At 73.1% G+C, this 24,769-nt stretch carries 23 protein-coding genes; 5 read left to right on the top strand and 18 right to left on the bottom strand.

Going from position 1 to position 24,769, the window contains the following annotated elements:
* Nucleotides 1–3: 3 nt before the first annotated feature.
* Entirely contained in the window at nt 4–1,215 is a 1,212-nt protein-coding gene (locus tag ACQEVM_RS14375) for a S8 family serine peptidase (RefSeq protein ID WP_433078605.1), read from the bottom strand.
* Between the two features lie 196 nt (nt 1,216–1,411).
* Between ACQEVM_RS14375 and ACQEVM_RS14370 the strand changes: the two genes are divergently transcribed.
* Nucleotides 1,412–4,711 (top strand): right-handed parallel beta-helix repeat-containing protein, encoded by a 3,300-nt coding sequence (locus tag ACQEVM_RS14370; RefSeq protein WP_433078603.1) that lies wholly within the window; start codon nt 1,412–1,414, stop codon nt 4,709–4,711.
* Between the two features lie 42 nt (nt 4,712–4,753).
* Here ACQEVM_RS14370 and ACQEVM_RS14365 read toward each other — a convergent pair whose 3' ends face one another.
* From ACQEVM_RS14365 to ACQEVM_RS14335, 7 genes are all read right to left on the bottom strand, one after another.
* Nucleotides 4,754–5,296, bottom strand: coding sequence for a DoxX family protein (locus tag ACQEVM_RS14365; protein ID WP_433078601.1), 543 nt, complete (start codon nt 5,294–5,296; stop codon nt 4,754–4,756).
* 139 nt (nt 5,297–5,435) lie between these two features.
* Complete coding sequence (locus ACQEVM_RS14360) at nt 5,436–6,461, bottom strand: pyridoxal-phosphate dependent enzyme (RefSeq protein ID WP_433078599.1); 1,026 nt, start codon at nt 6,459–6,461, stop codon at nt 5,436–5,438.
* Nucleotides 6,382–7,446 (bottom strand): GHMP kinase, encoded by a 1,065-nt coding sequence (locus ACQEVM_RS14355; protein ID WP_433078597.1) that lies wholly within the window; start codon nt 7,444–7,446, stop codon nt 6,382–6,384. Before ACQEVM_RS14355 ends, ACQEVM_RS14360 begins: the two co-directional genes overlap by 80 nt.
* The gene (locus ACQEVM_RS14350) at nt 7,443–8,318 is read right to left on the bottom strand and encodes a Rossmann-like domain-containing protein (protein WP_433078595.1); all 876 of its coding nucleotides are present in this window, start codon (nt 8,316–8,318) and stop codon (nt 7,443–7,445) included. The genes ACQEVM_RS14355 and ACQEVM_RS14350 overlap by 4 nt, the downstream gene beginning before the upstream one ends.
* 11 nt (nt 8,319–8,329) lie before the next feature.
* Nucleotides 8,330–9,139 (bottom strand): ABC transporter ATP-binding protein, encoded by an 810-nt coding sequence (locus ACQEVM_RS14345; protein ID WP_433078593.1) that lies wholly within the window; start codon nt 9,137–9,139, stop codon nt 8,330–8,332.
* Nucleotides 9,136–10,293 (bottom strand): FecCD family ABC transporter permease, encoded by a 1,158-nt coding sequence (locus tag ACQEVM_RS14340; protein WP_433078591.1) that lies wholly within the window; start codon nt 10,291–10,293, stop codon nt 9,136–9,138. The genes ACQEVM_RS14345 and ACQEVM_RS14340 overlap by 4 nt, the downstream gene beginning before the upstream one ends.
* On the bottom strand, nt 10,283–11,326 hold the full coding sequence (locus tag ACQEVM_RS14335) for an ABC transporter substrate-binding protein (protein ID WP_433078589.1): 1,044 nt from the start codon (nt 11,324–11,326) through the stop codon (nt 10,283–10,285). Before ACQEVM_RS14335 ends, ACQEVM_RS14340 begins: the two co-directional genes overlap by 11 nt.
* A gap of 192 nt (nt 11,327–11,518) precedes the next feature.
* Here ACQEVM_RS14335 and ACQEVM_RS14330 point away from each other — a divergent pair, with 192 nt between their 5' ends.
* Nucleotides 11,519–12,754, top strand: coding sequence for an MFS transporter (locus ACQEVM_RS14330; RefSeq protein ID WP_433080009.1), 1,236 nt, complete (start codon nt 11,519–11,521; stop codon nt 12,752–12,754).
* A gap of 253 nt (nt 12,755–13,007) precedes the next feature.
* Here ACQEVM_RS14330 and ACQEVM_RS14325 read toward each other — a convergent pair whose 3' ends face one another.
* The 4 genes from ACQEVM_RS14325 to ACQEVM_RS14310 all read right to left on the bottom strand — a co-directional run bounded on the left by ACQEVM_RS14325 (nt 13,008) and on the right by ACQEVM_RS14310 (nt 17,443).
* Nucleotides 13,008–13,370: a transglycosylase family protein gene (locus ACQEVM_RS14325; protein ID WP_433078587.1), complete on the bottom strand. Its 363-nt coding sequence runs from the start codon at nt 13,368–13,370 to the stop codon at nt 13,008–13,010.
* 812 nt (nt 13,371–14,182) lie between these two features.
* Nucleotides 14,183–15,151, bottom strand: a complete 969-nt coding sequence (locus ACQEVM_RS14320) for an anti-sigma factor RsbA family regulatory protein (RefSeq protein WP_433078585.1) — start codon at nt 15,149–15,151, stop codon at nt 14,183–14,185.
* The gene (locus ACQEVM_RS14315) at nt 15,148–15,948 is read right to left on the bottom strand and encodes an MEDS domain-containing protein (protein ID WP_433078583.1); all 801 of its coding nucleotides are present in this window, start codon (nt 15,946–15,948) and stop codon (nt 15,148–15,150) included. Before ACQEVM_RS14315 ends, ACQEVM_RS14320 begins: the two co-directional genes overlap by 4 nt.
* 268 nt (nt 15,949–16,216) lie before the next feature.
* Nucleotides 16,217–17,443 (bottom strand): PP2C family protein-serine/threonine phosphatase, encoded by a 1,227-nt coding sequence (locus ACQEVM_RS14310; RefSeq protein WP_433078581.1) that lies wholly within the window; start codon nt 17,441–17,443, stop codon nt 16,217–16,219.
* Nucleotides 17,444–17,569: 126 nt separating this feature from the next.
* Between ACQEVM_RS14310 and ACQEVM_RS14305 the strand changes: the two genes are divergently transcribed.
* Nucleotides 17,570–17,824 carry a DUF1049 domain-containing protein gene (locus tag ACQEVM_RS14305; protein ID WP_433078579.1) on the top strand — a complete coding sequence of 85 codons (255 nt, stop codon included), beginning with the start codon at nt 17,570–17,572 and terminating at the stop codon, nt 17,822–17,824.
* A 136-nt stretch (nt 17,825–17,960) separates the two neighbouring features.
* Here ACQEVM_RS14305 and ACQEVM_RS14300 read toward each other — a convergent pair whose 3' ends face one another.
* Entirely contained in the window at nt 17,961–18,722 is a 762-nt protein-coding gene (locus ACQEVM_RS14300) for a maleylpyruvate isomerase family mycothiol-dependent enzyme (protein ID WP_433078577.1), read from the bottom strand.
* A 548-nt stretch (nt 18,723–19,270) separates the two neighbouring features.
* On the opposite strand from ACQEVM_RS14300, the gene ACQEVM_RS14295 reads away from it, so the two are divergent.
* The gene (locus tag ACQEVM_RS14295; protein WP_433080007.1) at nt 19,271–19,861 is read left to right on the top strand and encodes a TetR/AcrR family transcriptional regulator; all 591 of its coding nucleotides are present in this window, start codon (nt 19,271–19,273) and stop codon (nt 19,859–19,861) included.
* Between the two features lie 95 nt (nt 19,862–19,956).
* Here the strand turns inward: ACQEVM_RS14295 and ACQEVM_RS14290 are convergent, their stop codons facing one another.
* The 3 genes from ACQEVM_RS14290 to ACQEVM_RS14280 form a co-directional block, all read right to left on the bottom strand.
* Nucleotides 19,957–20,541: a hypothetical protein gene (locus tag ACQEVM_RS14290; protein ID WP_433078575.1), complete on the bottom strand. Its 585-nt coding sequence runs from the start codon at nt 20,539–20,541 to the stop codon at nt 19,957–19,959.
* 47 nt (nt 20,542–20,588) lie between these two features.
* Nucleotides 20,589–20,936, bottom strand: coding sequence for a VOC family protein (locus tag ACQEVM_RS14285; protein ID WP_433078573.1), 348 nt, complete (start codon nt 20,934–20,936; stop codon nt 20,589–20,591).
* An 80-nt stretch (nt 20,937–21,016) separates the two neighbouring features.
* Complete coding sequence (locus ACQEVM_RS14280) at nt 21,017–21,775, bottom strand: 4'-phosphopantetheinyl transferase family protein (protein ID WP_433078571.1); 759 nt, start codon at nt 21,773–21,775, stop codon at nt 21,017–21,019.
* 92 nt (nt 21,776–21,867) lie between these two features.
* Here ACQEVM_RS14280 and ACQEVM_RS14275 point away from each other — a divergent pair, with 92 nt between their 5' ends.
* Nucleotides 21,868–22,308: a VOC family protein gene (locus ACQEVM_RS14275; RefSeq protein WP_433078569.1), complete on the top strand. Its 441-nt coding sequence runs from the start codon at nt 21,868–21,870 to the stop codon at nt 22,306–22,308.
* 80 nt (nt 22,309–22,388) lie between these two features.
* Here ACQEVM_RS14275 and ACQEVM_RS14270 read toward each other — a convergent pair whose 3' ends face one another.
* Nucleotides 22,389–23,957, bottom strand: coding sequence for an MFS transporter (locus ACQEVM_RS14270; protein ID WP_433078567.1), 1,569 nt, complete (start codon nt 23,955–23,957; stop codon nt 22,389–22,391).
* 42 nt (nt 23,958–23,999) lie between these two features.
* A complete protein-coding gene (locus ACQEVM_RS14265) occupies nt 24,000–24,719 on the bottom strand; it encodes a thioesterase II family protein (RefSeq protein WP_433078565.1) in 720 nt (239 codons plus the stop codon).
* Between the last annotated feature and the right edge of the window lie 50 nt (nt 24,720–24,769).

The raw sequence follows: 24,769 nt of genomic DNA, 5'->3' as shown, positions 1-24,769 counted from the left end.
CGGTCAGTCCCGGTCCGGGCCGGGCGAGGACCCCGGGTCCCGGCCCGGGGGGCGCCACCCGCGGGCCCGGCCCCGGGGGACCACCACCGCGGCGGCGGCCACCAGGAGCACCAGGCCGCCGCCCGCCGCGGCGACGACGAGGGCCCGCTGCCGGGGTGCGGCGGGCGCCGGGTCCGGCACCCGGGCGGGCCCGGGGCCCGGGACCGGGGCGGCGCGGTCGGCCGGCACGGCCGTCAGTGCGGCGTACGGGTCCAGCCTCGGGGTGGTGTCCGGATAGCCGGACACGACGAGCCGGTCGCGGACCTGGTCCGCCGTCAGCTCGGGGTGGCGTGATCGGACCAGGGCCGCGGCCCCGGCCACGTGGGCGGCGGCGAGCGAGGAACCCGAACCGAGGTAGTGGCCCGCGCCCCGGGGTCCGGGGCCGACCACCGCGTCCCCCGGCGCCGCCAGGTCGGCGCCGACCGCCGTCGGCGCCCGGTCCGGACGCCCGCCGCCGGGTCCGTAGTCCATGACGGACAGGGCGTGCGGGGCCGCCGCCGGCCAGTACCAGGGCTGCGCCGGGGGGCTCGCGTCGCCGGCCCCGGGGGGCAGGTCGGGGGCGAAGGGGGCGACGACCAGGGCGTCGCGTCCCGCCGCGTGGGCGACCGCGTCCGTGAGCACGCCGGCGCCGGTCGGCAGCGCTGACGCGACGTACACCACCCCGGCGCCCTCGTCGGCGGCGGTTCGGATGGCGCCGGCCAGCGACTCCGGTGTGGCGACGCCGCGTTCGTCGGTGCCCCGTATCGCCAGGAGCCGCGCCGCGGGCGCCACGCCGACCGTGCCCACGCCGGGCAGCGGCGCCCCGGCGATCAGTCCGGCGGCGAAACTGCCGTGGCCCACGCAGTCCTGGTCCGCGGGGCCGATGTGACGGACCCGACCGGCGAGCGCCGGGACCCCGGACCCCACACCGGTGTCGACCACCGCGACGGTCACCCCGGCACCCTCGGAGACGCGCCGGGCACGAGTCAGGCCGAGCGCCCGCACCGGCCAGGGTTCCGTCTCGGCGACCTGCCCGGAAGCCGCGGCGCAGGGTTCGTCCGCCGCCAGCGAGGAGCGGACCGGAGGCAGGGCGACGGGGTCGGAGTCCGCCACCGCGGGCGCCGGCCACACCGCGGAGAGCATCACCGCGGCCAGTGCCGCCGCCGAGGCCGGTGCACGGGAAAGCGCGTGTCTCATGGCGCGCATCCTAGGCGGTGTGCCGAGTGGCGCAACGCAGCGCCCGACAGGGCCGATTCGGCCCGCGTCCCACGACCGCGGCGTGAACTGGCCTGCTCCACCTGGTAGATCGCCGTCCCCCTCACGTAGCCTGCAAGCGGTGCGTCGCATCGCCCCCGCAGGGGGCGGAGACGGCGTCGGAGCGAGGAGGACCAGCGTGTCACGGCAGTTGCTCACCGTCAGCCCGGAGGAACCGCAGGGGTTCCGAACCATCGGTGAGGCGTTGGCACAGGCCCGCACCGGAGCAGTGATCCGGGTACGGCCCGGCCGGTACCCGGAGAACCTGACGGTCCGCAACCGGGTCACGATCGTCGCCGACGGCGAGCGCGGGAGCGTCGAGATCTGCCCGCGCCGCGGCAGTGCCGTCTCCCTGATCGCCGACGCCGTGATGCTGACCGATCTCACGCTGCGCGGCGGCACGGAGGACGTGCCGGTGGTGGACGCGGTGCGCGGTCAGGTCGCCATGGACGGCTGCACCGTCGTCGGCTCCGGGTGGACGGCCCTGCTGGCCCGCGAGTCCGGGTCGCTCGCGGTGCGGGACTGCCGGATCAGCAACCCGGTCGGGGCGGGCGTCGTCGACACCGTGCCGACCGGGACGGTGGTGGCCGGCTGTGTCATCGAGAACCTGGGCACCTCGGGCGTGGTCATCGGCGAGCAGGGCCGCACCACGGTCCGTGACTGCCGGATCCGTGACGCCCGGGGCAACGGGGTGCTCGCCAACGGTGAGGCGCAGGGGGTGGTGGAGGACTGCGAGATCACCGGCACGGAGAAGCCCGCTCTTGCCTTGGAGGGGAGCAGCGCGACGCGCGTGTCGCGCACGCGGATCCACGGCGCGGCCGTGGGGGTCTATGTGACCAGCGACTCCCGGCCGGTGCTGGAGGAGGTCACCGTCACCGACATCGACGGCCCCGGCATCGTGGTGGCCTCGGGCGCCGCCCCGGAACTGGTGCGCTGTCGCACCTCGCGGACCAAGGGGAACGGCCTGGCCGTCACCGAGCGGTCCCGGGGCGTGTTCCGGGAGTGCGAGTTCGACACGGCCGGCGGTCCGGCCGTGCGGGTCATCGGTGCCGGCGCGCCGTCGTTGACCGACATCACCGTGCGGGACTGCGCCGACCCGCTGGGCGCCGTGGTGCTGGACGAGAACTCGGCGGCCGAGTTCGACCGTCTGCACGTCGCGGACGCGGCCGGAACCGGGATCCTGATCCGCGGCGGCGCCAACCCGGTGTTGCGGCACGCCCGTGTGACGTCCGCGGGGAGCCACGGCGTGGAGGTCGTGGACGGGGGGCGCGGCCGGCTGGAGCTGTGCGAGATCGAGGGCTCCGGGGCGTGCGGTGTACGGATCGCCGGCGGCGGAAACCCTCACCTGCGGGACACCGCCGTCCGCGCCTCGGCGGACACGGGCGTACGGGTCGGCGCGGACGGGCTGGGCACCGTACGGGACTGTCGTGTGCACGGTTCCGGCGCGTCCGGCGTCGGAGTGGACAAGGGCGGTGAACTGTCGCTCCTGCGTACCGAGGTCACCGACTCGGGGGCCCATGGGGTGATGGCCTCCGACGGCGCCCGGCTCGCGCTGGACGCCTGTCTGGTGAGCGGCAGCCTCGGCGACGGAATCCGGGTGGACAGCGCCGAGCCGATCACCGCGACGGGCTGCGCGGTGCGGGACAACCGGGGCGCCGGCCTGAAGCAGACCCGGGCCGGTGATCGGCTCGTCGTGGAGGACCTGACCAGCGCGGGCAACGGCTCGGCCGACGCGTGGGGCGCCGGAGCGGCCGGGGTCGGGGAGTCGCGGGGGCCGGCCCGGGTCGCTCCGCGCGGTCCGCAGGAGGAGCTGGAATCGCTGATCGGCCTCGCGGACGTGAAGCACCAGGTGAAGACGCTGGTGAACCTGAACCAGCTCGCGCAGCGCCGGTCCCGGCTCGGCATGCCGATGCCTCCGATGAGCCGGCACCTGGTGTTCTCCGGGCCGCCCGGCACCGGCAAGACCACCGTGGCCCGGTTGTACGGCGGCATCCTCACCGAGTTGGGGGTGCTGCGTTCCGGCCATCTGGTCGAGGTGTCCCGGGCCGATCTGGTCGCCCAGGTCATCGGCGGCACGGCGATCAAGACGACGGAGGCGTTCAGGGAGGCCCTCGGCGGGGTGCTGTTCCTGGACGAGGCGTACACGCTGTTGTCCGACGGCAAGGGCGGCGGCGCCGACTTCGGTCGGGAGGCCATCGACACCCTGTTGAAGCTCATGGAGGACCATCGCGACGAGGTCGTGGTCATCGCGGCCGGCTACACCGACGAGATGGCCGCCTTCCTGGACTCCAACCCGGGTCTGGCGTCCCGTTTCACCCGCACCATCGACTTCGCGAACTATTCGGTGGAGGAGCTGGTCACCATCACCGAGCGGATGTGCGAGGCCCACCACTACGCGCTGGACCCGAGCACCCTCGACGCCCTGGCCGGCCACTACGGTCGGATGGAGCGGGGCGCCGCCTTCGGCAACGGCCGGGCGGCACGCCGGGTGTTCGAGGAGATGGTGGATCGGCAGGCCTTCCGGCTGGGCTCGATGGCGGATCCCGCGGAGAGCGACCTGTCGCTGCTGCTGCCCGAGGACGTGGCCGTCGAGGAGGGTGGCGCCGATCGGGGCGCCGACAGCTCCGAGGAGCTGCTCACCCGTCTGGACGGCATGATCGGCCTGTCCGCGGTGAAGCGGGCGGTGACCGACCAGGTGCATCTGCTCGCCGCCGCCCGGCAGCGGCGGGCCGCCGGGCTTCCCGCCCCCAGGATCAGCCAACACCTGGTGTTCTCCGGCCCGCCCGGCACCGGCAAGACGACGGTCGCCCGGCTGTACGCGGGCATCCTGCACTCCCTCGGGGTGCTGCCCAAGGGCCAGTTGGTGGAGGTGGCGCGCACCGATCTCGTCGGCAGGTACGTCGGCCACACCGCGCAGTTGACCAAGGAGGTCTTCGAACGGGCCCTGGGAGGTGTGCTGTTCATCGACGAGGCGTACACGTTGACCCCGGAGGGCTCTCCGTCGGACTTCGGGCGGGAGGCGGTGGAGACGCTGCTCAAGCTGATGGAGGACCACCGCGACGAGGTGGTGGTCATCGCCGCCGGGTACACCGCCGAGATGCGCCGCTTCCTTGACTCCAACCCCGGTCTGACCTCGCGTTTCACCCGCACGGTCGAGTTCGAGGACTACACGGTGGAGGAGCTGGTGGGGATCATCACCGCGCAGGCCGCCGACTCGGGATACGACTGCCCGGCGCCGACGGTGGAGGCGCTGCGCGCGTACGTGGCGGCGTTGCCGCGCGACCGGTCGTTCGGCAACGCCCGCACGGGACGCATCCTGGTGGAGGAGATGATGACGCAACAGGCGCGCCGGCTCGGGGCGTTCACGGCGCCGGGCCTGGACGATCTGCGGCTGCTCCTACCGGAGGACCTGCCGGGCTCCCGGCCGACGCCGGTGTGAGACGACGCGGCCGGGCGCCGTGCCCCCCGGCCCGGTCGGGTGTCAGTCCCGGACGAGCAGGACGACGAAACCGACGACGACCCCCAGTACCAGAGCGAGGACGGAGTACCGGGGCCTGGACTCGCTCAGCACGGGAAGGAAGCGGTCGACGGAGAAGCGACCCGGCCCGGTGAGGGTGAGGGCGACGACCGCGGCCAGCAGGGCCAGTTCGAGCTCCACTCCCCTGGGGGCGAAGAAGCTGTTCACGCCCCGAACGGCGAGGATGTTGACGAAGGTGCCGATCAGGACCGCTCCGGCGAGCGGGGTGAGCAGCCCGAGGGCGAGGCCGAGGCCGCCCAGGGTCTCGGAGAGGCCCGCGATGACGGCCATGGCGTCGCCGGCGGGGTAGCCGCTCATCGTGAAGCCCTTTCCGGTGGCGGTGAGACCGGGGCCGCCGAACCAACCGAAGAGCTTCTGCGTGCCGTGGCCGGCCATGGTGAGTCCGACGGTGAGCCGCAGCACCAGCAGGCCGACGTCGTGGGTGGCGGTGGTGGCGGGAGCCGGGAGGGTGCGCGGGTTCGCGTGTTCCCGTCGTTCGTAGGCCATGAACGTCCGTTCTTCCGTCTCCGGCGAGTGGCTGCCACCCTATGCCGCTCGTCCGGAATGTCCTGGTAGTGACGTCGCCGCTGTCGCCCGGAAGCACCGGTGGCGCCCCTCCCCCGTGTCGGTCGCCCCGGTGTCCCGGTCAACCCGGCCCGAGGAGCCCGCTCGCCCGCGGGTCCGCCGGGGCCCGCCCCCAGTCCATCCGGCACCAGGGAAGGGCGAGGTCGCCCTGCGTCGTGACCGGCCGGGGGGCCAGGGAGTCGACGTCGACGGCTTCCCGATGGCGGGCGTACACCGTGTCCACGTAGCGGTGGCCCGTGTCCGCGGCGATGAAGAGGACCGTGCGCCGCGGGGACCGCGCCCGTTCCCAGCGGGCGGCGAGGTAGGCCGCCCCGGAGGACAGCCCCGCGAACACCGCGTGTCTGCGCAGCAGGTCGACGCTGCCGGCGAGGGCGGCGTCGAAGGACACCCAGTGGAGCGTGTCGTAGGACGTGTGGCCGACGTTCCCGAAGGGGATGGAGCTGCCGATCCCCGCGATGATGATCTCGGGATCGCTCACGTGACCGGCGCCGAAGGTGACGCTGCCGAAGGGCTGGACACCGACGAGTTCGACGCCGGGCGCGTCCTCGCGCAGGTAGCGGGCGAGAGCGCCGGTGGAGGCGCCGGATCCGACGCCTCCGACGACGGTGAGTTCGTCCGTGCCGGTGGATTCCCGGATCAGGCCGGCCACGGCGCGGTAGCCCAGGTAGTGGATGTCGTCGTGGTACTGCCGCATCCAGTGGTACTCGGGGTGCTCGGCGAGGATCTCGTGGACGCGCTCGACCCGGCGCTTCTGGTCCAGTTTGAGGTCGTCGCAGGGCTCCATCCGCTCCAGCGTCGCCCCGAGCACGGCGAGCTGGGTGCTCAGCGTGTGGTCGACCGTCGTGGAACCGACGATGTGGCAGCGCATCCCGTGGCGGTGGCAGGCCAGCGCGAGGGCGTGGGCGTAGATGCCGCTGGAGCTGTCCACCAGGGTGTCCCCGCGCCGCACCGCGCCGGTGTCGAGCAGGTGGCGTACCGCGGCGAGCGCCGAGACGACCTTCATCGTCTCAAAGCGGAGACAGACGAGCCGGTCGTCGAGGCGTATCAGGTCGGGTCGGCCGATCGACTCGGCGATGTGCTGGTCCACTGGGGAACTCCTCGGTCGCGGGGATGGTGGTGAAGGTGGAGAAGACGCGGGTGACGGGAATCGCGCGGTGTTCCAGGGCCCGTACGCAGCTTCCGATCCGGCGCCGAAGGTCGGGGGCGGCCGGGTCGAAGAGCACGCCGGCGACGGAGCCGCTGTGCGCGATCTGTACGCCCGCGGCCCCGAAGCGCGCGGCGACGTCGGTGAGGCCGTCGAACTCCGGGTGGCCCAGGACCTCCTGTCCGCGCCGGGCACTGGCGGTCGCGACCTCGCCCAGCAGGGCGACATCGCCCGTGGCCACGGCCTGCCGCAGCAGGACGCGCAGCCGTTCACAGGCGCGCACGTCGCCGTCGTCGTGCGCGCGGGCCGGCAGGGAGAGCGTGTCCACGGGTGCGCCCGCGCCCAGCGAACAGCCCACGACGACCATGGGTGGCAGGGCGCGGCCGAGTACCTCCAGCACCCGGCCCTCGCGCTGGGCGAAGAGCACGGGGCGGCCGTCGAGCATCAACGGATCACAGGCCAGCTCCGCCCGGACGGCCAGCCGGGCGATCGTCTCGGGTGGCAGGCGAGTTCCGTAGGAGTCCGCGACCGCCCGCACCACGGCGACGACATCGCTGCTGGAGCTTCCCATGCCGAGGCCGACCGGGATGTCGCCGGTGATCCGCAACTCCCCTCCGCACGGGGGCTCCGGGTGCCCCGGCGCGCACTCGGCGACGGCGAGGACCGCCGCGCGGGCCGCTTTGGTGCGGTCGGCCGGCAGCACGGTGAGCCGGTGCGGCGGCGTGCCCGGGCGGCGGGTGAACTCGGCGCGGCTGCCCGGACCGGGCAACGGCAGGGTGACCAGGCCGGCGCGGCGTCGCCCGGTGTCGTCGAGGAAGACGCCTTGGAGTATCTCGCCGTGGTGGCCGGGGGCGTGCCCGGTGCCGGTACGGCCTCGGTCGGGGCGCCGCCCGGCGCCGGGCGCGTTCCGGCGGGGTGCGGGGGTCATGCCCCGGCCTCGGCGCGGTAGCGGTACAGGACGGTGGGGTCGGCGCTGAACTGGGAGAAGGGGAAGGGTTCCGCGGACAGGGCGGTGACCCCGGCGCCCAGGAAGGCGCGGGCCACGGCGCTGCCGCTCTGCGCGTACACGACGAGGGGGACGCCCCGGGTGCGGCAGCGGTCCAGGATGGTGTCGAACGAGCCGTTTCCGAGGGTCATTCCGGTGGCGACGACGACGTCGGCGCCGTCCAGCACCTCGTGCATGTCGGCGGTGACGGGATCGCCCCACCGGGTTGCCTCGAGGTTGGGGTCGCACGGCAGCGGGTCGCCGCCGCGTTCGCGGATCGCCGCGACCAGCGGGTCGACCACGCCGATGAGGCCGACCTTGGCGCCCTCCTCGATGTCGAGCAGTCCGGCGATGGCCGCGTCGCGGGCCCGCGCCCGGACTTCGGGGGTACCGGCGGGCAGGACGACCCGTTCGGCGCTCGCGCCCCGTCGGGTGTCCGCGGCGGCGTCGTCCGCGTCCGCCGCCGCGTGGTGCGGGCGCCGCTCGGCGAGGTAGGCGTCGAGGGCGGCGATCCGCAACGGACGTGGGCCCTCGCGCAGCAGGGTGTCGAGCGCGGTGCCCGAGGAGTCGCGGCAGACCGACGGATCGATCTCACCGGACTCGAAGGCGCAGCCGCCGAAGGAGCCGCCGAGGCGCACCAGGACGTACTGGTTGAGGTAGGTGGTGTCGCCGCCGGCCAGCCGGGTGCCGTGGTGGATCCAGAAGACGCTGGTCGCCACGAGATCGGAGGGGAGCGGGCCGTGTTCGCCCTTCAGCACGGCCTCGACGAGGGCGTGGACGGTCGGTGCGGGGGCGGTGGTCGTCGGGGTGGTCATGGGGTTCCTTGTCACGGGGTGGGGCGGTGGGCGGGGTCGGTTCGGGGTACGGCGGCGGGGAGGGGGCCGTGGTGGACGAGCGTGGGACGGCCCAGCCGGTCGGTGGTCAGCTCGGCGTCGACCTCGAAGGTCTCGGCGAGGTGCTCGGGGGTGAGGACCTCGGCGGGGCTGCCGGAGGCGACCAGCCGCCCGGAGCGCATGAGCACCAGGCGGTCGCAGTACCGGGCGGCCAACGAGAGGTCGTGCAGGGCGACCAGGACGGTCTGGTCGGTGCGGGACAACAGCTCCATCAGTTCCAACCGGTGTTTCACGTCCAGGTGGTTGGTGGGCTCGTCGAGGAGCAGCGCGTACGGCTGCTGGGCGAGCGCGCGGGCGATGTGGGCGCGCTGCCGTTCGCCGCCGGACAGGGACTTCCAGGAGCGTTCGGCAAGCGCGTCGAGCCCGACGCGGTCCAGTGCGGCGGCGACGATCGCCCGATCGGTGTCGCTCGGGCCGCGCCGGCGGTCCCGGAAGGGGGTCCGCCCCAGGCCCACGACGTCGGCGACGCGCAGGTCGGCGTCGAGTCCGCAGTCCTGCTCGACGAAGGCCAGCCGGCGCGCGATCCTGCGGGCGCTCCAGCCCCTCACGGGCAGGCCGTCGTAGCGGACCGTGCCGGCGTCGGGGACGCGCAGCCCGGCCAGGCAGCGCAGGAGGGAGGACTTGCCGGAGCCGTTGGGGCCGATCAGCGCGACGCTCTCGCCGGCGGCCACGTCCAGATCGACACCGCGTACGACGGGGGTGCCCGCCGCCGACCAGCTCAGTCCCTCGGCGGTGATCCTCACAGGTCACCCCTCCTGCGCAGGACGGCGAGGAAGAGCGGTACGCCGATCAGTGCGGTGATCACGCCCACGGGCACCTCGCGGGGGGCGAAGGCGACCCGGGCCAGAGCGTCGGTCCACACCAGGAACACCGCGCCCGCGAGCGCCGCGCAGGGGAGCAGCACCCGGTGCGTCGGCCCGACGAGGAGGCGCGCCCCGTGGGGCACGATCAGCCCCACGAAACCGATGGCGCCGACGGTGGCCACCGCGACCGAGGTCAGCACGGCCGTCACCACGAGCAGCAGCATCCGGGTGCGTCGTACGTCGATCCCCAGGGACGCGGCGGTGTCCGCGCCGAACGCGAGAGCGTCGAGGGCGTTGGCGCACAGCCACGCGACGACCAGCCCCAGCGGTGTGACGATCGCGCAGACCACGACGGCGTCCCAGCGGGCGGGGGCCATCGAGCCCAGCAGCCAGTGGGTGAGGGCGCGCGTGGTGTCGGCGTCCGCCGAGGACATCAGGACCAGCGAGGTCAGAGCGGTGAAGAGCTGCCCGACGACCACGCCCGTCAGGACGATGCGGACCGAGTCCAGCCCCGTTCGGCGCAGCAGCGCCGTCAGCAGGGCGAAGGACAGGAGCGCCCCGGCGAGGGCGCCTCCGGTGACGCCCAGGGCTCCGGCGCCGGCCAGGGGCAGGACGACCACGACGACGGCTCCGGTCGACGCGCCGGAGGACACGCCGATCAGGTAGGGGTCGGCGAGCGCGTTGCGGGTGACGGCCTGGAGGACGGTGCCGCAGACCGCGAGGGAGGCGCCGACGAGCGCGGCCATCAGGATCCGCGGCAGTCGAAGGTCCCAGACGAGCGAGTCGGTCAGCGGTGGCAGCGGCTCGTTGCCCAGACCGAGGTGCGCACCCAGGACGCGGGCGAGGTCGCCCCACCCCACGGGGGCGGTGCCGATGCGCAGGCCGGTCGCCACGGAGGCGGCCAGTACGAGGACGGCGGCGAGCATCGGCCATGCCCGGGCCGGGGAGGTCCGGCCCACCGGTGCCGAAGGGCGGGACGTGTGGGTCCGCCCGTCCGGCGGCGGCTCGGGGGTGGGTGCCGTGAGCCGCACCCCGCGTGCCGCGGGATGGAGCAGGTCCGACGGACCCGGGCGGCCGGCGAGGTCAGCGGACATGCCCGAGCGCCTTCATGCCCTCGGCCAGCAGGCCCAGCGCGTGCACGGAGCGCACGGAGGGGTCCAGCTCGATGCCCGGCACCACGATGATCTTGTTGTCGCGTACCGCCGGCAGCTTCGACACCAGGGGGTCCGCGGCCATCGCGGCACGCTTCTCGGCCGCGCTGTCACCGGGTCGCCCGCGCTCGGAAAGGTCGCCCAGGACGATGAAGTCCGGTGCGCGCTTGGCGACTTCCTCCCAGGAGACCTCCGGCCAGTCCTCGTTCACGTCGTCGAAGGCGTTCCTCGCCCCGACGATTCGGCTCATCTCGGCGGGCAGGCCGGTCTTCCCGGCGACGTACGGCATGCCGTTGAAGACCGAGTAGAGGTAGACGACGGAAGGCGACTTCGTGTCGCGGGCGGCGGCCGAGGCGTTCTCGCCGGCCTTCGCGACGGCGGCGCGCTGCCCCTCGACCAGCTTTCCCGCCCGGTCCTCGACGCCGAAGACCTTGCCCAGTTGCTCATAGTCGGAGAAGAGCAGTTCGAAAGGGCTCTTCCCCGCCGCGTGCGACTGAGGGCAGTCCACGGCGCTGACGAAGGTGGGCACATCGAGGGCACCCAGCTCCTCGCGGGTTCCCGCACGGTCGCCGGTGTAGAGGTCGGCGGAGGCGGCCAGGACGAAATCCGGTGTCGCGGCGCGGAGTTGCTCGCCGGTGGCGATCTTGGGGGCGATGACGGGGATCCCGGAGTACGCGTCCCGGTACCGATCGGGGATCTTCGTCTTCAGGTTGGCCGTCCCGGCCATCCGGTCCTGGAGGCCGAGTTCGAGCAGGGTCTCCGTCGAGGCCTGGTCCAGGGCGACGGCCCGCTTCGGCGGCCGTTCGAGGTCGAGTTCGCGCCCGCAGTTGGTGACGGCCGCTCCCCCGGCGCCCGCCCGGGCGGCTCCCGCCCCGGGCGACGCGGGGTCGTCGCCGGCGGTCGAGCAACCCCCGGTCGCGAGAACGAGGGTGAGGGTGGCCGCGGTCACGAGCCGGGCGCGGGGGCGTTGACGCATGGGGTCTCCGATCCGAAAGAGGGCGTGGCTGTCGCCGAGCCGCCGTGGTCACCCACGGGGCGGGAGCACCACGTTCGAAGAGTACTGTAATGGTTATCGTTTTCATTAACACCCCCGGGGCGCCCCGTGAGGCGCGACCCGGACCTGCCGACCGATGAGGAGCACCGCACCGTGACGACCACACCCACCCCCATGACGCCCAGGCCCACCCCGCCACCCCCGCGTTCCGTCCTGAGCGACCCCGCCTTCCTGCGCCTGTGGGCCGGGACCACGGCGTCCGGACTCGCCACCTGGGCGCTGCCCTTCGTGTTGGGGCTGGCCGTCCTGCACCGCGATCTCGGGGCGGCCGGCCTCGGTCTGGTTCTCGCCGCGCGCACCGCGGGGTTCCTCGGCGCCGTCGCCGTCGGAGGGGTACTGGCCGACCGTCACTCCCGCCGGGCGGTCGTGCTCTGGTCGGCGCTCGCGGCAGCGGTCGCGGCACCGCTCCTCGCCGTCGGCCTCGGCCGCTCACTCGTGCTGATGACCGTCGCGGCGGCCCTCGCGGGAGCCGGCCAGGGAGCCTGCCGCCCCGCCTTCCAGGCCCTCACCGCCGAGGTCGTCGACGCCGATCGCCGCCAACGGGCGAACGCCGCCATGTCCCTCTCGGTACGGACCTCCACGCTGGCCGGACCGGCCCTGACCGCGCTGGTCGCGGCCTTCGTCGACGTGCGGACGCTCCTGCTGGGGATCGGCCTGCTCTGGCTGGTCGCCGCCTTCGTGCCGGGCCGGGGGACCGCCGCGGGTCCGTCCACCGAGCGGACGCCGCGCGTGTCCTTCCGCGCCGAGTTCGTCGACGGCATACGCGAGGCCCGACGCCACCCCTGGTTCCTCGCCGGACTCGGAGCCCTGACCGCCGTCGTGGCGCTGGGCTATTCGGCCACCAGCGTCGCCCTGCCCCTGATCAGCCGCGACCGCCACGGCACCGAATGGGTCCTCGCCGCGGCCATGACCGCCTACACGGTCGGCGCGCTCGGCGGCGCCGTGCTCACCACCCGCCGGCAGCCCCGCTCCCCCGGCTGGACGGCGTTCGCGGGACTGGCCGCCTACGGCTTCGCGCCGCTGAGCCTGATGCTGCCGGTGCACCCGCTGGTGGTCATCGCCGCCTACGTGGTGGCGGGGATCGGCATCGAGCTGTTCAACGTGCCCTGGTTCACGGCCGCCCAGCGCGAGGTCGCACCGGACAAGCTGGCCCGCGTCTCCTCCCTGGACTTCCTCGTCTCCTACGGCCTGGCCCCGGTCGGCCTCGCCCTGATCGCCCCGGCCATCGACGTCTTCGGGGTCACACCGGTGCTCGCCGTCTGCGCCGCGATCTGCTTCCTCGCGCCCGCCGCCGCGGCGCTGACACCCACGGCCCGCCATTTCGGGCGACCGTCGACGGCCGCCGACTGACCGAACGGCCCCCGCCGCCGTTCCCGACCGGGGCCCGCCACCAACCGCACCGGCGCCCGCGCAGGCTGCGCCCTCGCGGCGATCCGTACGGACGGACATGAGTCAACCCCGCCTGATCCGAGCCGGATCGGCGGCAGGGCTGTGCGGCGGCACGGAGGCCCGGACGCGGTGGTGAACCCCGGCCGGCTGTCGGCGTGTCCGGTCGGCGCCTCCCCGACAGGGCGGCGGGGCCGCCCTGTCGGGGCATGGGCCCTCAGCGGCGGCGTGCGCAGGTCCAGGCCCCCATGCCCTGCATCTTGGCGAGTCTTCTCGCCGTGGCGATCTGCTCCGCCTTCGTGGCGAGATCGGCGCGTGGCGCGTATCTGCGGCCTCCTGCCGCGTTCCAGCTCGACTGGGTGAACTGCAAGCCGCCGTAATGGCCGTTGCCGGTGTTCGTCCGCCAGTTCCCGCCGGATTCACAGCGGGCGATGGCGTCCCAGTCGGGGCTCGGTCTGGAGTGGACCGCAGCGGCATGAGCCCCGGACGCATCCAGGAAAGTCGCGGTCAATACGACCACGGAGGCCAGAAGTTGGCCGATTGTGCTCCGGCTTCGGAGGTTCTTCCGGTTGCGCGACATCAGTCCTCCTTCGCTGTTGGGGCGGACCTGCCACGAACAGCGGGCGGGCCCGCGGACGACCGTCCTCGGGTCGTGGCCACAGCACAGCACAGACCGGCGCGCTTCCAGCGGCACTTGCGGTCGGCGAAAGAATGACGCCACCCGAACGGACGCTCCGGCACCCTCGTGAGGCACCACCCTCACGCAGAAACGTTCCTTCTCCCGGGGGATCCCCGTGAGACCCGCCCGAGCCCCGGGGCCGGCCCCGCGACGGCCCCGCTCGCACGGGGCCAAGGACACGCACCGACGGCGCCCGACCTCAGCGCGTTCGGCGGCGATGCGGGCGAGCAACTCTCGGCGCCCGGAGCGCGCCGGAACTCCGGCGCGGCGCGGTCCGTGCGCGACGGCGAACGGGCCGTACTCACAGTGGGAGACCTTCGAGGGCCGCGCCGGGATCGGTGCGGGCGGCAACGCCGACGGACGTGTGAAGGCCTTCGCCACCTGCAACGTCGACGTTGATCACGGGTGGCCGACACGATCCGGTCCGATCCGACCACGCGGGCCCGAAGGCCGGTCGACTGACGACGAGTTGGCCCGTCCCCACCCTCGGGGAGACGGGCGCCGCGCCTCCGGGGCTGCCCTCGGGTGTCCCGGATCCGGATACGTGAAGGGCGGGTCCTCCTCCGCTGCCGCTGTCAACGGCCTCTCCACAGCGGGGACTTCCTGCCATCCGGAGCGCCTGCTCCAGGCCCGTGATCGTCATCTCTTCGGCCGCTCGGATCCGGCCGGTTGAGGGCCGCGGGGTTCACGATCCCGGCGCGGAGGGCACGACGCTATCGCGGTACGTCCATGTGGAGGCGGACCGTCGTGCCCTGGTCACGGGTGGAGCGGATCTCGACGAGGTCGCAGAGCTGTTGCGCGAGCCAGAGGCCGCGACCGCCGATCTGTTCCGGTTCGGGACGGGTGCGGCCCACCATCACGTCGGGGATGTAGCCGGAGTCGCGGAACTCGCAGAGGAACGTCGAGTCCCGCGACCAGGTGCGCAGGGTTCCGTTGCCCCCGCCGTGGCGGATGCTGTTCGTCGCGATCTCCGTGACGGCGACGGCCAGCTTCGGCAGCCGGCCCTGCGGGACGCCCGCGTCGGACGCGCACTGGGACACCTTCGCGCGGATCGCGGCGAGATCACCGTGCGCGTAGCTCAGTTCCTGGAACGGATCGCACGGGTCGGTCAGGACTTCGAAGGGGTATTCCTCGCCGGTGAGGTAACCGTCGTTGCGCACGTACCGCCCGTCCCGGCGGATCAGCGGGTGGCAGCGGGACAGGGACCGCAGGGCTTCCTCGTCCTCGTCCTCGGCATCGTAGGGACACAGCATCGACCAGGTGGAGCTGCGCGCGAAGGCCCGGTTCAGGAGCCATTCGTGGTGGCGCAGCTCCGAGAGGTGGGCGGCGTTGCGCGCCTGGCGCCACGCGGTCTCGCCGATGCCCCGAACCTTCCGGTCCCCCTCGCCCCGCTCCCTCATCCAGGCCGTCCAGGCGGCGACGAGCCGACCGGGATTCGGTCCGGCCGTGGTGGTGTCCACGAAGGTGACGGCGGGTTCGTCGGCGAGTTCACCGCGCAGGAGTGACGCCTTGTCCGAGGGGACGGCGACGACCACCGCCTCACCGCCTTCGAGCGCCTCGTGGATGAAGCCCAGCGTCCCGGACAGGAACTGCGCATCACCGCGGTAGGGGTACAGCTCGTGGTGGAACGGGTCGCCGTCGTGGTCGGGGTCGGACGGCTTCGAGGGGTAGGTCGTGCTCATGCGGCCATCACCACCGGCACTCCGGGGGCCGCGTAGCCCGCGAGTTCCCAGCACAGACGCACGGTGTCGTTGGCGCCTTCCACAAGAATACGGCGGTCCGGAAGGTGGCGGGCGGCGTCCACGAGCGCGTGCATCCCGGCGGCGTCGATCATTTCGAGCGCGTCGAAGCGGAGTCTGATCTTCGGCGCGTTCCGTACCGCTGCCCGCACCGCGGCGTTGAACGTTGGCGCGCAGTCCGAGTCGATCACTCCGTCCACGCTCCACCCGTCGGCGCCCGTACTGAACATCCGGAAAGTCGGACGCTGTGCGCGCGTGCCCGTCTCGTGCGGATGCACGCATGCCACCCGCTCCAGCGCGGACGCGTCCCACAGTGACGGTCTGAAGGAGCAGACCACGATGGCGCCGCTCTCTGCGGCGAACTCGTCCAGCCGCAGCTCTTGCGCCAGCAGGTCCTCGGCTCCGTCGGGCGCCGAGGAGGGCTTGCGCTCGGTGAGGACGCGTACCGAGCGGAATCCCTGGCTCGTGGCGGTACGGACCTCCCGACGCACCGCGGCCAGGATCGACTCGGAATCCGCCGTACTCGGGAAATCGAGGATCACCGCGGCGGAGGGCAGCGGCTTCGCGGGGCGCGGGGCGTCGATGGGGCCGATGACCAGGACCTTGTCGCCGTACAGGGCTCCGTCGGCGAGATAGGCCCGGGCGTCCGAGAGCAATGTCGCGGAAGGCTGCATGAGCCGGCAGACATGGTCACCCAGCTCGACCTCGTCCAGCGTCGCCAACGTCCGCGCCGCGCGCACTGCGCCCCCTTCCGGTCCTCCGACCCGTCCTGTCGCCTGAATACCTCACATTACCGGGCGCCTTGGCGACGAACGGTAATCGACCGACTGCGGGAAGGCTCGCGCAGCACCATGCGGGCGTCGCCGGCGCATCGGGCCCGATCGGAGGTCCGGACCGCCGAGGGCTCGGCCTGCCCGACGGTGCCCGTCACCTGGCAGGGGCCGCGTGGCGGCGACCGTGCCGCGTCGGATCCGGGCGACTCGTCGTCGCCGCCCGACGGCGACGCGTTCAGAGTCGCACGACGAGGAGGGCGGTGTCGTCGGTCGAGCCCTCGGGCGGGAGGAGGGCCAGGAGGATGGCGTCGGCGAGGGCCTCGGGATCGCTTCCCCGGTGGCGGGTGAGGGCCCGGGTGAGGCGGTCGAGGCCGACGTCGATGTCCTCCCGGCGACGCTCGACGAGTCCGTCGGTGTAGAGGACGAGCGTGTCGCCCTCGGTGAAGCCGGTGGCGGCCTGGGGGCGGGCGACGTGTTCCGGGCGGGCGCCGAGAGGGGGATCGGTGGCCTGGTCGAGGAACTCGACGTCGCCGCTGAGGTGGAGCAGGGCGGGCGGGAGGTGTCCGGCGCTGCTGTAGGCGAGGGTGTGGGTGTCCCAGTCGATGTACGTCTCGACGGCGGTGGCGTTCTCGGCCCCTTGGACGGAACGGGCGTACAGCCCGAGGACCTCCAGGGCCTGGGCGGGCCCGTCGGCGACGAGGGAGGCGGCGCTGAGGGCACTGCGGAGCAGGCCCATGACGCCGGCGGCGTGCAGGCCGTGGCCGACGACGTCACCGACGGCCACGGCGATGCGGTCTCCGGGCAGGTCCACGAGGTCGTACCAGTCGCCGCACACGTTGAGGGACCCGACGGCGGGCCGGTAGCGGACGGCGGCGCGGTGGTGGCCGATGTCCCCGGGAGCGGGCAGCATCGCCTCCTGGAGGGCGAGGGCGACCTCGCGTTCACGGTTGTGGGCCTGGCGCAGGCGATCGTTGACCTCCTGCAGTTCGCGGGCGCGGGTGTAGAGCTCGGCTTCCAGGACCCGGGCCCGGCCGCCGTCGGGGGCGCCGCGGGCCACGATGAGCTCGGTGACCTCCGCCACCCGGAGCACGATCAGGACGACCCGGCCGTCGGGGCCGAGGACCGGGGCGTTGATCGGGCTCCAGTAGCGTTCCTCCCATTCGCCGGGCCGTTCCGCGGACTCCACGTCGTAGCGTTGCAGGGCCATGGTGTCGCGCTCGCCGGTGGCCAGGACCCGCCGGAGCGAGGCGTGCAGGTTGCGGGTGCCGTTGGCGCCGACGTCGTTCGGGTTGTCGGGGAACGCGTCGAACAGGTAGTCGCCGACCACCTGCTCGCGGGTGCGGCCGGCGGTACGCAGGAATTCCTCGTTCGCGTCCAGGAACACCAGGTCGGGGCTCAGCAGCGCCACCATGCCGGGCAGCGTCTGGAACACCGCCGCGTAGTCGATCTCCGGATCCGTCATGCCCAGCCCGCCTCAGCACCGGCCACCCTCGGTGATCCCCACGATAGGGCCCGGCCGATGTTCGCGCCGCCCCGCGCTCACGGGCGTCCGCTCGTTCAACCGGACACATGGCCCGATACTGGACTCATGACGCGGAAGAGCGACACGTCACACGGCCCGTCCACCCTGACCGTCAAGGGTCGGGACCTGCGGTTGCGCACCCTGGGCTTCATCCTCCTGGTGGCCCTCGCGATCTGGTTCATCGCGGCCAATACCGGGTCCGTCACCGTCAGGATGTGGATCCCCACGGTCACGATCCCCCTCTGGGCCGTACTCACGGTGACGCTGCTCGTGGGCATCGTGCTCGGCCTGGTCATCGCCCGCCGCCGGGCCAGACGCTGATCCGCACGCCCACGCCCGGAACCCCCGGCGAGGAACCTCGGCGACGGTTGCCGGGTGACGGCCCGGGGCGAGGGAGCCGAGGGGCCTTGGCCCTGTCGTCGAAGTCTCGCCCGCGGCGCCACTTCGACGACGGGACCTAGAAGGCCGAGTGGCTGAACCAGTGGGCGGTCAGCTCCGCGTCGCCGAGCAGGTGGAAGGCGTCGCCGCGATGGTCCAGGCGCCCGTAGAGGAGCAGCAGGAGGTCGGCGGCGGAGCCTCGGACCGTGGCGTCCGCCGTGCGGGGCTCGGCCTGGTCGGCGAGGAGGGCGAAGCCGTCCGGGCGCAGACCGACCAGCCAGTCACCGTCGCCGTCCGTGCAGCTGAAGCGGAGGGCTCGGTCCGGGGCGCGCAGTCGGGCCGTCAGGGGTGCGAAGGGGGCGGCGAACGGCAGGTTGGTGAGGAACTCGTCGATGCCGTCGACAGCCAGGGCGCGGTCGACGTGCGGGGAGCGTCCGAGTGCGAGTTCGGCGTCCACTCGGTGGACGAGGGTCTCGTAGAGCATGCGCCGGACCCAGAACCGGGCGTGCTGGTCGACTCCCCAGGCCCACATCGGTGCGTCCAGGTCGGTGGCGGCGAACACCTCGGCGGCCTCCGCCGCGCTCGCGGCCAGCCAGTCCGGCAGGGCGTCGGGGCGCTCGGGCAGGCGCAGGTCCACCTCGCGGCTGGTCGGCGGTTGCTGGACGCGCAGGCGCAGCAGCTCGGTGAACCAGCGGTGCACGCTTCCGACGTGCCGCGTGAGGTCCCCGAGCGTCCAGCCGGGGCAGGTCGGCACCGGGGTGGTGAGGTCGGCCGCCGTGACGGTGGCGACGAACGCGGCGGCCTCCGTGGCGACCGCTGTCGTGTGCTGGGCTGGGTTCATGCCCCGCGCCTTTCCTCGGGTGGTGCTGCCCGACCGTGAGATGCTTGAGCTTCTTCATAGTTCATGTGATGAAGCATGCTGAACCTAATTCGCCCATGCCGAGGGTGTCAACTTTCGCCCGCACCACGGTGTGCGGGGCCGTCCGCTCCTGGTCCACCCGCACGTCGTTCGGATCCCCGGGGCCGACGGCGGCGATGGCCTCGGCGGGTTCGACCTGCCGCCGGACGTGAACGGGCCGTGCAGGCTCGCGCCGCCACCACGAGCCCTGCCGAAAGTCCCTCGCCCCTCCTCGCCTCGGCTCCTCGCCTCGGCTCCTCGCCTCGGCTCCTCGCCTCGGCGGTTTGCAGGCACGGCCGGCGCGGGCACATCACCGTGCGGATCCACCGGGCCGTCCGGCTTCGGATGCGTCCGACGAGCCGCCACGCCGGTGCCTCCTGGTGCGCCCACGCCGCGGACGGAGTCACGGGCGCACACCGGTCGCTCGTGCGCGCGGCGGCGAAGTACCGTGTGCACGTGGCTTCGAATGGCCGAAGACGGGGGTCGTGACGATGACGAACGGGGTTCGGGCGCAGCAGCGAGAGCAGACGCGGCACGGTCTGCTGCGCGAGAGCCGGCGCCTCTTCTCCACTCTGGGGTACGCCTCCGTGGGCCTGTCGGAGATCGTCCGGGCCGCCGGGGTGACCAAGGGTGCGCTGTACCACCACTTCGACAGCAAGGCCGACTTGTTCCGGGCCGTGTTGGAGCAGGTACAGCAGGAGGTCGCCGCGCACATCGCGGCGACGGCGGATGCGCAGGAGGATGCCTGGGACCAACTGGCTTTCGGCTGCCAGGCGTTCATCAGCGCTTCCACCGATCCCGCGCTCCAGCGCATCATGTTGGTCGACGGGCCGGCCGTGCTCGGCTGGAGGGAATGGAGGGCCATGAACGAGGCCACTTCGGGCCGCCACCTGACCGAGGCGCTCACCCTCCTCATCCATGAGGGCACCATCCCCGCGCAGCCGGTCGCGCCGCTCATGCATCTGCTCTCGGGGGCCATGAACGAGGCGGTGCTGTGGCTGGCCGCGTCGGAGGAATCCGCCGATCTCACGGACACGCGGCATGCGCTGGCGCGGATGCTGGAGGCACTCCGCGCGAGGTGAGCCGCGGGCGGGCTCCGCGCGAGGCGACCAGGGCGGGCACGCCGGCCGCGAACGGGACCGCGCGGCCCGGCCGTCGCGCCGCCCCCGGCGCCGACCTACCGGGCACGCCTCGCGCAGTTCACGCAACCGCCCTGCCCGCCGCGAACGTTGTTGAGGGCCGGCGCCCCGGTGTGGCCGCACCTCAGGCAGCGACACTTCCACGGGTCGCGCACCCGGCCCGGAAAGGGTTCCAGCGGCTGCATGCCGATGGCGCGCATGTCCGCTTCGGCGACCGCCGGATCCACCGGTGCGCGCCCGGCACAGACCTGGCAACCGCCGCCCGCCCGTACCCCGAACAGCCGCGGGTGGACGACCCGCCCGCAGGCGAGGTGGCGGCAGCGCCATCGCGCGCCCGCGCCCGGATAGGGGTCCAGGGGCTCGAACCCCGCCCCGCGCATGTCCGTCTCGGCTCGTTCCCCACCGGCGGCCAGTCGTCGCTTGTCGGCGGCGGCCCGGCCGCACCGGCGGCACCCGGAGGTGCGGCCGGAGCGCACCGAGCCGAGGGTGGGCGCGACCAGGTGGGCGCTCTTCAGGCAGCGGCACTTCCAGGCCGTGTTCGACCCGGGGTAGGGCTCCAGGGGTTCGAGTCCGGCGGCGCGCATGATCGCGACCGCCTCATCGGGATCGGTTCTTCTGGGCACGACGCGGTCTCCCCCTTCGACGGGCCGCCCCCGCGGCCCGCGACCGGTCAGTTCGATGCGACGACGTCGATCCGGACCCCGTTGGGATCCTTGATGACAAGGTGTCCGCGCTCCGGGCATTTCCACGCACCGAGGGTGGCGAGGCGCTCCCACTCCCCTGCCCGGTCGTCCACCTCCAGGGTGATCCGCACCGCGCGCATCGGCGTGCGCAACGCCTCGGGCAGTGCGGGGTGGCCGTGGTCGACGAGGGCGAGTTCGTGGTGTCGCCCGGGACGGCTGAGGCCTGCGTACCACTCGGTGGCGTGGGTGGCGGTGAAGCCGAACAGCGTGTTGTAGAACGTGCGGGATTCCCCTAGCCGCGAGGTGCAGATCACCGGACAGAAGCTGGTCAGCATGGGGTGCCATCTCCACTCACGTACCAACGGTATGCGAACTGAACCTAATGACATACCGTTGGAATGTCAACGCGGCTCCCCTACCCCAACGAGGGCCCGCGGCCCGGGACATGCCCGTACGTCGACCAGTTCAGTTCGCACGGCTCGACGGGCACCCGCACCCCTGCGGGAACGGCCAGGGCCGCGGCATGCGTGCCGCCCTGGGGGCCACAGGACAGATTGGTGACGGTCCAGCCCGCGGGCCGTCCCGCTTCACCGTCCCCCAGGTAGTCGCGGTCCAGTCCCCGGCTGAGCCCGGTCCCCAAAGCCTTCAGGTAGGCCTCCTTGCGCGTCCACAACCGACAGAAGCGCAGGGGCCGTTCCAGCCAGGGGGTGCGGAGCAACTCGCCCCGCTCCCGCGGATGCAGCCGCGCCAGGCACAGCTCGACCGTCCGGCGGCCGGGCAGTGGTTCCGCGTCGACCCCGACGGGCGCGTCGGCGACGCCGACGAGCGTGATGCCCGCGCAGTGGGAGAGGGAGAAGTGCAGGTCGTCCGGGCCGCCCAGGAGGATCGGCCGACCGTGTTCCCCGCCGCAGTGCGCGCACGGGTCCCGGCCGAACCGGAGGTCGCGGGGGTGGAGCCCGAGCCGGTCGCCCAGCACCAGCCGCAGCCCGGCGTGCGCCGCCAGGTACATCGACCGGTCGCGCCGTCGGGTGAAGGAGTCCGCCTTCGCCCGCTCCCCCGCGTCGAGCAGGGAGAGCGAGCGCCCCTCCCCCCAAGGGGGTTCGCGCCGCACCACCCATACCCGCGCCTCGCGCACCGGACGTTCCGTTGCCGCCGTGTCCGCCCGTGCTGTCATGTCCGCCTGCCTTCGACACGGCGGACGTGACGCCCCGGACCATCCCTCGTTATGAGGAAATGACCGTATGCCCGCCTCAGAACGGTGTTGTGATGACGTCTTCCACCCTGACCGGCTTCTATCCCGTGCTCTGCACCGAGCGGCTCGTCGAGTCCGTGGCGTTCTACCGCACCCTGTTCGGGTTCGAGACGACCTACACGAGCGACTGGTACGTGAGCCTGCGGCAGCCGGAACCGCCGCACCACGAACTCGCCCTGGTCGCCGCGGGGCACGAGACGGTACCGGAAGCCTTCCGCCGGCCGGCCGGGGGCCTGCTCCTCAACTTCGAGGTGGCCGATGTGGACGCCGAGTACGCGCGACTCGTCACGGGCGCCGGCCTGAAGTTGGAACTTCCCCTGCGCGAAGAGGCGTTCGGTCAACGGCACTTCATCGTGGCGGCTCCGGACGGCGTGTTGATCGATGTCATCACGCCCATCGCACCCTCGGCCGCCCACGCCGCCTGCTACGAGGACCGGTCCGTCCCCGGAGCGTGAGCGGTGTGGCCCCGCGTCCTCGACACGGGGCCACACTCCCTCGGCGTCCCGCCCGCGCCGGCAGGCACGGGCGGGACGCGTCACCCCTCCACGGCGGCGGCGTTCACGACGCCGTCGGCCGAAGCGTCGGAGTCGGCGGAACCACCGCCCGTGGCCGGGAGCTTGATGACCGCGGCCACCAGGACGGCCGAGGCGAGCGCCACGAACACCCCGATGCCGCCGATGATGTTCAGGCCGTCGGTGAACGCCGCGCGGGCCGAGTCGAGCAGGGCAGCCGCCGTCTCCGAGGACTGGGGCCGCGCCGCCTCGACCGCCCCGGCGAGCGTGTCACCGGCGCCCTCCGGCACCCCCGCGGGGACATCCACTCCGCTGCGGTACACGGCGGCCCCGAGACTGCCCAGCAGGGCCACGCCGAGCGCCATGCCGAGTTCGGTGCTGGTCTCCGAGATGGCCGCGGCCGATCCGGCCTGCTCGGGCCGGGCCGATCCGACGACGATGTCCGTGCCCAGGGCGATGAGCGGTCCGCCGCCCGCGTAGACGAAGGCGAAGCCCGTCACCACCTGGGCGACGCCCGAGGAACTGTCGGCCAGGCTCAGCATGAGGTGGCCGACGCCCGACACGGCCAGTCCGGCGGCGACGACGTACGCCGGACGGATCCTGCTCGCCGCCATCGGGGACACGACGGCCGTCACGATCAGCGCGAAGGCCGCGGGCAGCAGGTACAGGCCGGCCCTCATCGGGGAGAGCCCCCCGACCAGTTGGAGGTACTGGGTCACCGTCAGATACGTTCCACCCGCCACGAGCATGCTGAGCAGCAGCGTGATCAGTGCCGTACGGAACGTGCGGTTCCCGAACAGTCCGAGGTCCAGCAGCGGGCTCGCCAGCGTGCGCTGCCGACGGATGAACAGGACACCGACGACCAGGCCCACGACGAGCGCCAGGATCGGGATCGGGCCGACCCCTTCGTTGGCGATCTCCTTCAGTCCGTAGATGATCGGGAGGATGGCGGCGAGCGACAGCGCCACACTGGTCAGGTCAAGCCGACCCGCGTCCTCGTCCCGGTATTCCGGCAGCAGGATCGGGCCGGCCACCAGCAGCAAGCCCATGATGGGCACACCGAGCAGAAAGACCGAGCCCCACCAGAAGTACTCCAGCATGGCTCCGCCGACCACCGGGCCGAGCGCGATGCCCACGGAGAACATGGTGACCCAGACGGCGATGGCCACGCCGCGCTGCCGCCCGTCGCGGAACATGTTGATGATCAGGGCGAGGGTCGAGGGCATCAACGTGGCTCCGGCGATGCCCATCGCCGCCCGCGCCGCGATCAGCATGGCCGGGTTGTCGGCGAAGACGGCGGCCAGGGACGCGACACCGAACGCGGCGGCACCGATCAGGAGCAGCTTCCGGCGGCCGATGCGGTCGCCCAGGGTTCCCATGGTCACCAGGAAGCCGGCGATCAGGAACCCGTAGATGTCGATGATCCACAGCATCTGGGCGGCGGAGGGGTTCAGGCCCTCGCTGATGTGCGGGACGGCCAGGTGCAGCACGCTCACATCGATGGACAGCAGCAGTGTCGGCAGCGCCAGTACGGCCAGGCCCAACCACTCACGAGGTCCTGCCTGTTCGGTGGTGTCGGCGGTGGTACTCATTCGGTTCCTTTCGGGGGTGGTGCTGATCGGGGCCCGACGCGGTCATCGGGCGAGGGGGTGTGGGAGGAGCGGATCCGACCGGGGGTCGTCGGGTCCGGGCACCAGACGGGCGGCGATGGCCGCCGCGTTGGCGGGTGTGTAGAGGTAGAAGTGGCCGCCGGTGAAGCTCTGTCGGTCGAAGCCGCCCGAGGTCTCCAGCGCCCACAGGTGCATCCGGTCGTCGATGACGACGGGATCGTCCACCGCACCGAGCGCCAGGATGGGGACGCCTGTGCCGGACAGCGGCCGGCGGTAGGTCTCCATGGCCTCCAGGTCGGCCCGGATCGCGCGGAGCGAGGACCGCATCAGGTCGGCGCGGTCCATCAGCCACGGGGACATCCCGCCGATGTCGGTCAGGTGCTCCAGCAGCTCCGTGTCGCCGCGCAGGTGCGCGAACGGCGGCTCGCCGGGAAAGCAGGGCGGCTGGCGCGCCGACACGGCGAGCAGGGTGGGAGGCAGCCCCTTCTGCTCCATGAAGCGGGTGAGTTCGTACCCGAGCACGCTGCCGAAGCTGTGCCCGATGACCGCGTACGGCAGCGGCTCCAGCTCCGCGAGGCCCTGGCCGAGGGCGTCGACCAGCGGCTTGACGCGGGTCAGCGGCAGCTCGTTGATGCGCGCACCGCGACCCGGCAGTTGGGCGACGACGCACTCGACGTCCTCGGGCAGCACCTGCCACCAGGAACGGAAGGCGGACGGCCACCCGCCGGCGTGCGGGAGCGCCACGATCCGAAACCGCGGACGGGTCCGGGGTCCGGTCCCCGGACCGGTGCCGG

This window comes from Streptomyces sp. CA-243310 (assembly GCF_050936775.1).
GTDB lineage: Bacteria > Actinomycetota > Actinomycetes > Streptomycetales > Streptomycetaceae > Streptomyces.
Note: the sequence above shows the minus strand (reverse complement) of the source record. Positions and strands in the feature narration are given on the sequence as shown.

Excerpts from the sequence above, each read along its gene's own strand:
- ACQEVM_RS14375 (WP_433078605.1), bottom strand. The coding sequence starts at position 1,215 with ATGAGACACGCGCTTTCCCGTGCACCGGCCTCGGCGGCGGCACTGGCC.
- ACQEVM_RS14365 (WP_433078601.1), bottom strand. The coding sequence starts at position 5,296 with ATGGCCTACGAACGACGGGAACACGCGAACCCGCGCACCCTCCCGGCT.
- ACQEVM_RS14355 (WP_433078597.1), bottom strand. The coding sequence starts at position 7,446 with ATGACCCCCGCACCCCGCCGGAACGCGCCCGGCGCCGGGCGGCGCCCC.
- ACQEVM_RS14350 (WP_433078595.1), bottom strand. The coding sequence starts at position 8,318 with ATGACCACCCCGACGACCACCGCCCCCGCACCGACCGTCCACGCCCTC.
- ACQEVM_RS14340 (WP_433078591.1), bottom strand. The coding sequence starts at position 10,293 with ATGTCCGCTGACCTCGCCGGCCGCCCGGGTCCGTCGGACCTGCTCCAT.
- ACQEVM_RS14335 (WP_433078589.1), bottom strand. The coding sequence starts at position 11,326 with ATGCGTCAACGCCCCCGCGCCCGGCTCGTGACCGCGGCCACCCTCACC.
- ACQEVM_RS14330 (WP_433080009.1), top strand. The coding sequence starts at position 11,519 with ATGACGCCCAGGCCCACCCCGCCACCCCCGCGTTCCGTCCTGAGCGAC.
- ACQEVM_RS14325 (WP_433078587.1), bottom strand. The coding sequence starts at position 13,370 with ATGTCGCGCAACCGGAAGAACCTCCGAAGCCGGAGCACAATCGGCCAA.
- ACQEVM_RS14320 (WP_433078585.1), bottom strand. The coding sequence starts at position 15,151 with ATGAGCACGACCTACCCCTCGAAGCCGTCCGACCCCGACCACGACGGC.
- ACQEVM_RS14310 (WP_433078581.1), bottom strand. The coding sequence starts at position 17,443 with ATGACGGATCCGGAGATCGACTACGCGGCGGTGTTCCAGACGCTGCCC.
- ACQEVM_RS14305 (WP_433078579.1), top strand. The coding sequence starts at position 17,570 with ATGACGCGGAAGAGCGACACGTCACACGGCCCGTCCACCCTGACCGTC.
- ACQEVM_RS14300 (WP_433078577.1), bottom strand. The coding sequence starts at position 18,722 with ATGAACCCAGCCCAGCACACGACAGCGGTCGCCACGGAGGCCGCCGCG.
- ACQEVM_RS14295 (WP_433080007.1), top strand. The coding sequence starts at position 19,271 with ATGACGAACGGGGTTCGGGCGCAGCAGCGAGAGCAGACGCGGCACGGT.
- ACQEVM_RS14285 (WP_433078573.1), bottom strand. The coding sequence starts at position 20,936 with ATGCTGACCAGCTTCTGTCCGGTGATCTGCACCTCGCGGCTAGGGGAA.
- ACQEVM_RS14280 (WP_433078571.1), bottom strand. The coding sequence starts at position 21,775 with ATGACAGCACGGGCGGACACGGCGGCAACGGAACGTCCGGTGCGCGAG.
- ACQEVM_RS14275 (WP_433078569.1), top strand. The coding sequence starts at position 21,868 with ATGACGTCTTCCACCCTGACCGGCTTCTATCCCGTGCTCTGCACCGAG.
- ACQEVM_RS14270 (WP_433078567.1), bottom strand. The coding sequence starts at position 23,957 with ATGAGTACCACCGCCGACACCACCGAACAGGCAGGACCTCGTGAGTGG.